The organism is Streptomyces sp. NPDC059456 (assembly GCF_042750055.1).
Lineage (GTDB): Bacteria > Actinomycetota > Actinomycetes > Streptomycetales > Streptomycetaceae > Streptomyces.
On the sequence record NZ_JBHYVA010000454.1, the window covers coordinates 1 to 7,057 of the forward strand.

The window sequence follows — 7,057 nt, forward strand, 5'->3', positions numbered from 1 at the left end:
TACCCCCCCCCCCCCCACCCCCCGCGATCGATTGGGGTCTGGTGGGTTGGTTTTTGTTTAGATGAGACCCCACCCCGGGCGGCCCGCCGGCCGCACGCGTCGCGCCCCGGCGCGTCCTCTCCGTGAACATCGGCCGCGCACAGGCCGTCGACTACACCGACGCGGAGGGCGGGGTGACCGGTATCGGCAAGCGCCCGGTCCCCGGCCCGGTCCGCGTGTCCGCCCCCGGCCCCAAGGGCGTCGGCGCGAGCGGGCTCGCCGGCGACGCCGTCTGCGACCTGCGCCACCACGGCGGGGACCACCAGGCCGTCTACGCCTACGCGCGCGAGGACCTCGACTGGTGGGAGGCCGAGCTGGGCCGCGCACTGCCCGCGGGGCTCTTCGGCGAGAACCTCACCACCACCGGCCTCGACCTGACCGGCGCCCTGCTCGGCGAACGCTGGCGGATCGGCACGGACCTGGTCCTCGAAGTGGCCTCGGCCCGCATCCCGTGCCGCACCTTCCAGGGGGCCCTCGGCGAGAAGGCCTGGGTCAAGCGGTACACGCGGGCCGCGCGGCCGGGTGCGTACCTGCGCGTGGTCCGGGAGGGTGAGGTCTCCCCCGGCGACCGCGTCGAGATCGTGCACCGCCCGGACCACGACGTGACGGTGGAACTCTGGTTCCGGGCCTTCACCACCGACCGCTCGCTCCTCCCGCGGACGCTGGCGGCGGGGGCGGCGATGGAGCCGCAGGGGCACGAGACGGTCCGCGCGCACCTGGAGAAGTACGGGAGATGAAGCGGGCGCGCACGGAAGTGCCGGAGCCGGCCCGGGAGTAGGCCCCGGGGCGGCCGGAACCCCCCGGCCGTAGCCGGAAGTAGTGGTTCCGCAGCGGCAAGCGACGGTCCGCGGCGCGAACCGTCACGAAGGGGTACCGCCCGGCGGGCTCCCCTTGAGCTGTCGCGAAGGGCGGCTAGGTTGCGCCTATGACGACTGCGTTGATTACGGGATCCACGGCGGGCATCGGCGCCGCTTTCGCCCGGCGGCTCGCCGCCCAGGGCCACAACCTCGTGCTGGTGGCACGCGACACGAAGCGGCTGGGCGAGCAGGCGACCGAGCTGCACGACCGCCACGGCATCGAGGCCGAGGTGCTGACCGCCGACCTGTCCACCGACGAGGGCATCGCGGCGGTCGAGCAGCGCCTCGGCGACCGGACGCACCCGGTGGACCTGCTGGTCAACAACGCGGGATTCGGCAACAGGGGCCGGTACCTCGAAGTCTCGATGGCCGACGAGCTGACCATGCTGAAGGTGCACATCGAGGCCGTCCTGCGGCTGACCTCGGCGGCCACCGACTCGATGCGCTCGCGCGGCCGCGGCGGCGTCATCAACGTGGCCTCGGTGGCGGCGTTCCTGCCGCGCGGCACGTACGGGGCGAGCAAGGCCTGGGTCGTGCAGTTCACCCAGGGCGCGGCGAGGGACCTGGGGGGCTCGGGCGTACGGCTGATGGCGCTGTGCCCCGGCTTCGTCCGGACCGAGTTCCACCAGCGCGCCGGCATGGGCACGGACAACATCCCCAACTGGATGTGGCTGGACGCGGACAAGCTGGTGGCGGCGGCCCTGGCCGACCTGGCCCGCGGCAAGACCGTCTCCGTCCCGGACCCCCGGTACAAGGCGCTGATGGGCGTGGTGAAGCTGACGCCGCGCGGGCTGCTGGGCGGAGTGTCCTCGCGCACGGGCCGCAAGTACGGGCCCCAGTGATCCGCCCGGCCGGGTGAACCGGCCGACCGGGTGAAATCTCCCTAAACTGGACGTGTCCCATCCAGCCCGGGAGTGCACCATGACATTCGTACAAATAGTCGATTACGAGACCAGCAAGCCCGAGGCCGTCAACGAGGTCATCGACCGGTACCTGGCGAAGACGAAGGGCAAGCGCACCGTGTCCCACTCCGTGGTGGGCAGGGACCGCGAGTCCGACACGCACTTCGTCGACGTCGTCGAATTCCCGTCGTACGAAGCGGCCATGAAGAACTCTCACCTCCCGGAGACGGACCGGATGTTCCAGGAGATGATGGCCCTCTGCGACGGGATGCCCCGGTTCACCAACCTGGACGTCGTGCGCGACGAGCACCTCAACGCGCTGCTCGCCAACCGCATGTACGAAGAGGTCGCGATGAAGGGCGACATGTCCGTCGTGGACGAGATCTTCGCGATGGACTACCGGGACCACGACATCAGCCGGCCCGAGGTGAAGGTCGGCCGCGACGGCATCCGCGAGGACGTCGGGATGTGGCGCAGCGCCTTCGACTTCACCTTCACGCGGGACGCCCAGATGGCGCAGGACGACTACGTCACCACGATGTGGACCTTCAACGGCAAGCACAAGGGCGAGTTCATGGGGATCGCCCCGACCGGCAAGGACTGCACGATGACCGGCACGACGGTCTTCCGCTGCCAGGACGGAATGATCAAGGAAGGCTGGTGGCACTACGACGCCATGCGCCTGATGAGGGAACTCGGTGCCATGTGACGCCGCCCCGCCCACGGGGACGGCCCCGTTCCGCCATGCGGAACGGGGCCTTACCTGTGTGGGGCGCGATCAGTGGCTGTGACCGTGGCCGTGACCGTGGGCGTCGGCCTCTTCCTCGGCCGGCTTCTCGACGACCAGGGTCTCGGTCGTGAGCAGCAGGGAGGCGATGGAAGCGGCGTTCTCCAGCGCGGAACGGGTGACCTTGACCGGGTCGATGACGCCGGCCTTGACCAGGTCGCCGTACTCGCCGGTGGCGGCGTTGAAGCCGTTGCCCTTGTCGAGCTCCGCCACCTTCGAGGTGATGACGTAGCCCTCGAGGCCGGCGTTCTCGGCGATCCAGCGCAGCGGCTCGACGGCGGCGCGGCGGACGACCGCGACACCCGTGCCCTCGTCGCCGGACAGGCCCAGGTTGCCCTCGAGCACCTTCACGGCGTGGACGAGCGCGGAGCCACCGCCGGAGACGATGCCCTCCTCGACCGCGGCGCGGGTCGCCGAGATGGCGTCCTCGAGGCGGTGCTTCTTCTCCTTGAGCTCCACCTCGGTGGCGGCGCCGACCTTGATGACGCAGACGCCGCCGGCGAGCTTCGCCAGGCGCTCCTGCAGCTTCTCGCGGTCCCAGTCCGAGTCCGTGGACTCGATCTCGGCCTTGATCTGGTTGACGCGGCCGAGGACCTCGTCGGAGCTGCCGGCACCGTCGACGATCGTGGTGTCGTCCTTGGAGATGGTCACGCGGCGCGCGGAACCGAGGACGTCCAGACCGGCCTGGTCGAGCTTGAGGCCGACCTCCTCGGCGATGACGGTGGCACCGGTGAGGGTGGCCATGTCCTGGAGCATCGCCTTGCGGCGGTCACCGAAGCCGGGGGCCTTGACGGCCACCGCGTTGAAGGTGCCGCGGATCTTGTTGACGACGAGGGTGGAGAGCGCCTCGCCCTCGACGTCCTCGGCGATGATCAGCAGCGGGCGGGAGCCGCCGGCCTGGATGACCTTCTCCAGCAGGGGCAGCAGGTCCTGGATGGAGGAGATCTTGCCCTGGTTGATCAGGATGTACGGGTCGTCGAGGACGGCCTCCATACGCTCCTGGTCGGTGACCATGTACGGCGAGAGGTAGCCCTTGTCGAAGGCCATGCCCTCGGTGAACTCCAGCTCCAGGCCGAAGGTGTTGGACTCCTCGACGGTGATGACACCGTCCTTGCCGACCTTGTCCATCGCCTCGGCGATGAGCTCGCCGACCTGCTGGTCCTGCGCGGAGAGCGCGGCCACGGCGGCGATGTCGGACTTGTCCTCGATCGGGCGGGCGGTCGCGAGGAGCTCCTCGGACACGGCCTTGACCGCGGCGTCGATGCCCTTCTTCAGGGCGGCCGGGGAAGCACCCGCGGCGACGTTGCGCAGACCCTCGCGGACCAGCGCCTGGGCCAGCACGGTGGCGGTGGTGGTGCCGTCACCCGCGATGTCGTTGGTCTTGGTCGCCACCTCCTTCACGAGCTGCGCGCCCAGGTTCTCGTACGGGTCGTCCAGCTCGACCTCGCGGGCGATGGTGACACCGTCGTTGGTGATGGTGGGGGCGCCGAACTTCTTGTCGATGACGACGTTGCGGCCCTTGGGGCCGATCGTCACCTTGACCGTGTCGGCAAGCTTGTTGACGCCGCGCTCGAGGGCGCGACGGGCGTCCTCGTCGAACTTCAGGATCTTCGCCATGGGAGCGGTTCAGCCCTCTCGAAAACTCGGGTTTAACGAACTGCGCCCCTTGCCGCCCGGCAATCAGCGGGGTGACCAGGGGCGCAGCTCAAAGCAATGCTTCGGTGAATTACTTCTCGATGATCGCGAGCACGTCGCGGGCCGAGAGGACGAGGTACTCCTCGCCGCTGTACTTCACTTCGGTGCCGCCGTACTTGCTGTACAGCACGATGTCGCCGACGCTGACGTCCAGCGGGAGACGCTGGCCGTCCTCGAAGCGGCCCGGGCCCACGGCGAGGACGACGCCCTCCTGGGGCTTCTCCTTCGCGGTGTCCGGGATGACCAGGCCGGAAGCCGTGGTCTGCTCGGCGTCGAGCGGCTGGACCACGATGCGGTCCTCGAGCGGCTTGATGGCAACCTTGGAGCTGGTGGTCGTCACGATCCGACCTCCCCCTTCGGAGATCTCACGGGGCTAACTGTCTGAGGTGGCGACCAGGTGGATCCGTCGTCGCGGGTGCCGGACCTGCCCGTCGCTGTGTTGGCACTCACCGGTGGCGAGTGCCAGGTGCGAGACTATTCCGGCGATTAGCACTCGGTCAAGCGGAGTGCCAACACGCTCCGCTCGGGTTCTCGTCTTCCGGGGCTCCGGCGGCGCCCCGGACCCCGCCCGGGCCGGGACCGGGGGTGTGTGACAGTTGGTGGGGTGCGCATTCTCGTGGTCGAAGACGAAGAGGGCCTCGCCGATTCCCTGCGGCGCGGCCTTTCCGCCGACGGCCACTGGGTCGACGTCGCCCACGACGGCCACCGCGGCCTGGAGCTCGTCCGCACCGCTCCGTACGACGCCGTCCTCCTCGACCTGATGCTGCCCGGCCTCAGCGGCTACGAGATCTGCACCCGCATGCGCGCCGACGGCGACCCCACGCCCGTGCTCATGCTGACCGCCAAGGACGGCGAGTACGACGAGGCCGAGGGCCTCGACTGCGGCGCCGACGACTACCTCACCAAGCCGTTCTCGTTCGTCGTCCTGGCCGCCCGTCTGCGCGCCCTCGCCCGCCGTGCGGCCGCCACCGCCAAGGACCCCGCGACCCTCCAGGCCGGCGACCTCCTCCTCGACCCCGCCGCCCGCCGCTGCCGTCGCGGCGCCCGGGACATCGAGCTCACCGCCCGCGAGCTCGGCGTACTCGCCTGCCTGATGGAGCAGCCCGGGCGGGCCGTCGCCAAGCAGGACATCCTGGACCAGGTGTGGGACACCCCGCACGCCATCGACCCGAACATCGTCGAGGTGTACGTCTCCTCGCTGCGCAAGAAGATCGACGCCCCCTTCGGCCGCCGCTCGATCCTCACCGTCCACGGCATCGGCTACCGGATGGCCCAGGACGGTGGCTAGCCCGCTCCGGCGCCGCGCGGCCGTCGCCGCCGCGCTCGCGATGGCCGCCGTCCTGGCCGGCGGCGGCCTGTGGCTGTACACCCTGCTGCGGGCCAACCTGCTCGACAACACCACCAACCGCACCGAGCTCGCCGCCCGCAAGGTCGCCGCGCAGCTCGACGGCCACGCCCTGCCGCCCGGCGGACGGCTGCCCGCGCCGGAGAGCGGGGTGGACCTGGTCCTCGTACGGGACGCGCAGGGGCGGACCGTCGCCTCCACCGGCGACCCCGGGGACGCCCCCGACCTCGGCGGTCTGCGGCCGCCCGCGCCCGGCGCCGCCGCCGGGGAGGACTCCCGGTCCGCGGTCCTCCCGCCCGCGCACCCCGGCGCGGAACGGCGCGCGGTGGTGGCGGTCGAGGCACCGGGAGCGCACGAGGTGTACGCCGTCACCGTGCTCGGCGACGTCGACGACGCGACCCGGGCCATCGCGCTCGGCCTGCTGGCCGGCGCACCCCCGCTGATCGCCTTCGCGGCGGCCCTGGCCTGGTGGGTGACGGGGCATGCGCTGCGCCCGGTCACCGCGATCCGGACTGGGCTGGCGGCGGTCACCGCCAGCGAGCTGGACCGCCGGGTTCCGGATCCGGGCGGCGCGGACGAGATCGCCCGGCTGGCCCGGACCGTCAACGCCACCCTCGACCGGCTGGAGCGGTCCGACGCCCGGCAGCGGCAGTTCACCGCCGACGCCTCGCACGAGCTGCGCAATCCGCTCGCCGCGATCCGGTCCCGGCTGGAGGTGGCGCTGGCCGTGGACCGCCCCGACCGGGAGTCCGTCGCCGCCGCGCTGGCCGACACGGAGCGGCTCCAGCGCATCGCCGCGGACCTGCTGCTGCTGGCCCGCCTCGACGGCGGCCCGGTGCCGCGGACCGAGCCCGTGGACCTGGCCCTGCTGGCCGCCGAGGACCTGGCCCGGCGCCCGGCCCCGCGGGTCCCGCTCCGGCTGGACGCGCCGGCGCCCGTACCGGCGGCCGGGGACCCGGCGCGGCTGGAACGGGCGCTGGCCAACCTGGTGGACAACGCGCTGCGGCACGCCCGTACGGGGGTCGTCGTACGGGCGGCCGCCGAGGCGTCCGCGGAGCGCGGCCCCTGCGTGGTCCTGGAGGTCGAGGACGACGGCCCCGGCATCCCGGAGCCGGACCGGGACCGGGTCTTCGAGCGGTTCGTACGGCTCGACGCGGACCGGGGCCGCACCGGCGGCGGCACCGGCCTCGGCCTGGCCATCGTCCGCGAGATCGCCCGCGCCCACGGCGGCGACGCCCTCGCCCTGCCGCCGCGCGCGGCCGGCGGCCGCGGCATCCGCCTGGTCCTGCGCCTGCCGGCGCCCGGGCCGGGCCCGGGGCGGCCGGTGGGACAGGACCCGGTACAGCGGCCCACGGGGCCGCGGGCAGAGGGGCTGCGGGCCGGGGGGCTGCGGGCCGGGGAGTCCTGATCGCGCCTTCAGGACCCTCAGGAC

Annotated in this window: 7 protein-coding genes; 5 read left to right on the forward strand and 2 right to left on the reverse strand. The window is 72.2% G+C overall.

What is annotated here, in order from left to right; translation table 11 throughout:
* The first annotated feature begins 122 nt into the window (after positions 1–122).
* The 3 genes from ACFXA3_RS30080 (at position 123) to ACFXA3_RS30090 (ending at position 2,507) form a co-directional block, all read left to right on the forward strand.
* Positions 123–776: an MOSC domain-containing protein gene (locus tag ACFXA3_RS30080; protein WP_385191740.1), complete on the forward strand. Its 654-nt coding sequence runs from the start codon at positions 123–125 to the stop codon at positions 774–776.
* A gap of 188 nt (positions 777–964) precedes the next feature.
* Entirely contained in the window at positions 965–1,738 is a 774-nt protein-coding gene (locus ACFXA3_RS30085) for an SDR family NAD(P)-dependent oxidoreductase (protein ID WP_385191742.1), read from the forward strand.
* A gap of 79 nt (positions 1,739–1,817) precedes the next feature.
* Positions 1,818–2,507 carry an ester cyclase gene (locus ACFXA3_RS30090; RefSeq protein WP_385191743.1) on the forward strand — a complete coding sequence of 230 codons (690 nt, stop codon included), beginning with the start codon at positions 1,818–1,820 and terminating at the stop codon, positions 2,505–2,507.
* A 69-nt stretch (positions 2,508–2,576) separates the two neighbouring features.
* On the opposite strand, the gene groL is transcribed toward ACFXA3_RS30090, so the two are convergent.
* Together groL and groES are read right to left on the reverse strand one after the other, a co-directional pair.
* Positions 2,577–4,202 carry a chaperonin GroEL gene (groL, locus tag ACFXA3_RS30095; protein ID WP_054222504.1) on the reverse strand — a complete coding sequence of 542 codons (1,626 nt, stop codon included), beginning with the start codon at positions 4,200–4,202 and terminating at the stop codon, positions 2,577–2,579.
* 109 nt (positions 4,203–4,311) lie between these two features.
* Positions 4,312–4,620: a co-chaperone GroES gene (gene groES, locus ACFXA3_RS30100; protein ID WP_030154760.1), complete on the reverse strand. Its 309-nt coding sequence runs from the start codon at positions 4,618–4,620 to the stop codon at positions 4,312–4,314.
* A 264-nt stretch (positions 4,621–4,884) separates the two neighbouring features.
* Here groES and ACFXA3_RS30105 point away from each other — a divergent pair, with 264 nt between their 5' ends.
* Together ACFXA3_RS30105 and ACFXA3_RS30110 are read left to right on the forward strand one after the other, a co-directional pair.
* Positions 4,885–5,568 (forward strand): response regulator transcription factor, encoded by a 684-nt coding sequence (locus ACFXA3_RS30105; protein WP_385191745.1) that lies wholly within the window; start codon positions 4,885–4,887, stop codon positions 5,566–5,568.
* Complete coding sequence (locus ACFXA3_RS30110; protein WP_385191747.1) at positions 5,561–7,033, forward strand: ATP-binding protein; 1,473 nt, start codon at positions 5,561–5,563, stop codon at positions 7,031–7,033. Before ACFXA3_RS30105 ends, ACFXA3_RS30110 begins: the two co-directional genes overlap by 8 nt.
* Positions 7,034–7,057: the final 24 nt, after the last annotated feature.

Excerpts from the sequence above, each read along its gene's own strand:
- ACFXA3_RS30085 (WP_385191742.1), top strand. The coding sequence starts at position 965 with ATGACGACTGCGTTGATTACGGGATCCACGGCGGGCATCGGCGCCGCT.
- ACFXA3_RS30090 (WP_385191743.1), top strand. The coding sequence starts at position 1,818 with ATGACATTCGTACAAATAGTCGATTACGAGACCAGCAAGCCCGAGGCC.
- groL (WP_054222504.1), bottom strand. The coding sequence starts at position 4,202 with ATGGCGAAGATCCTGAAGTTCGACGAGGACGCCCGTCGCGCCCTCGAG.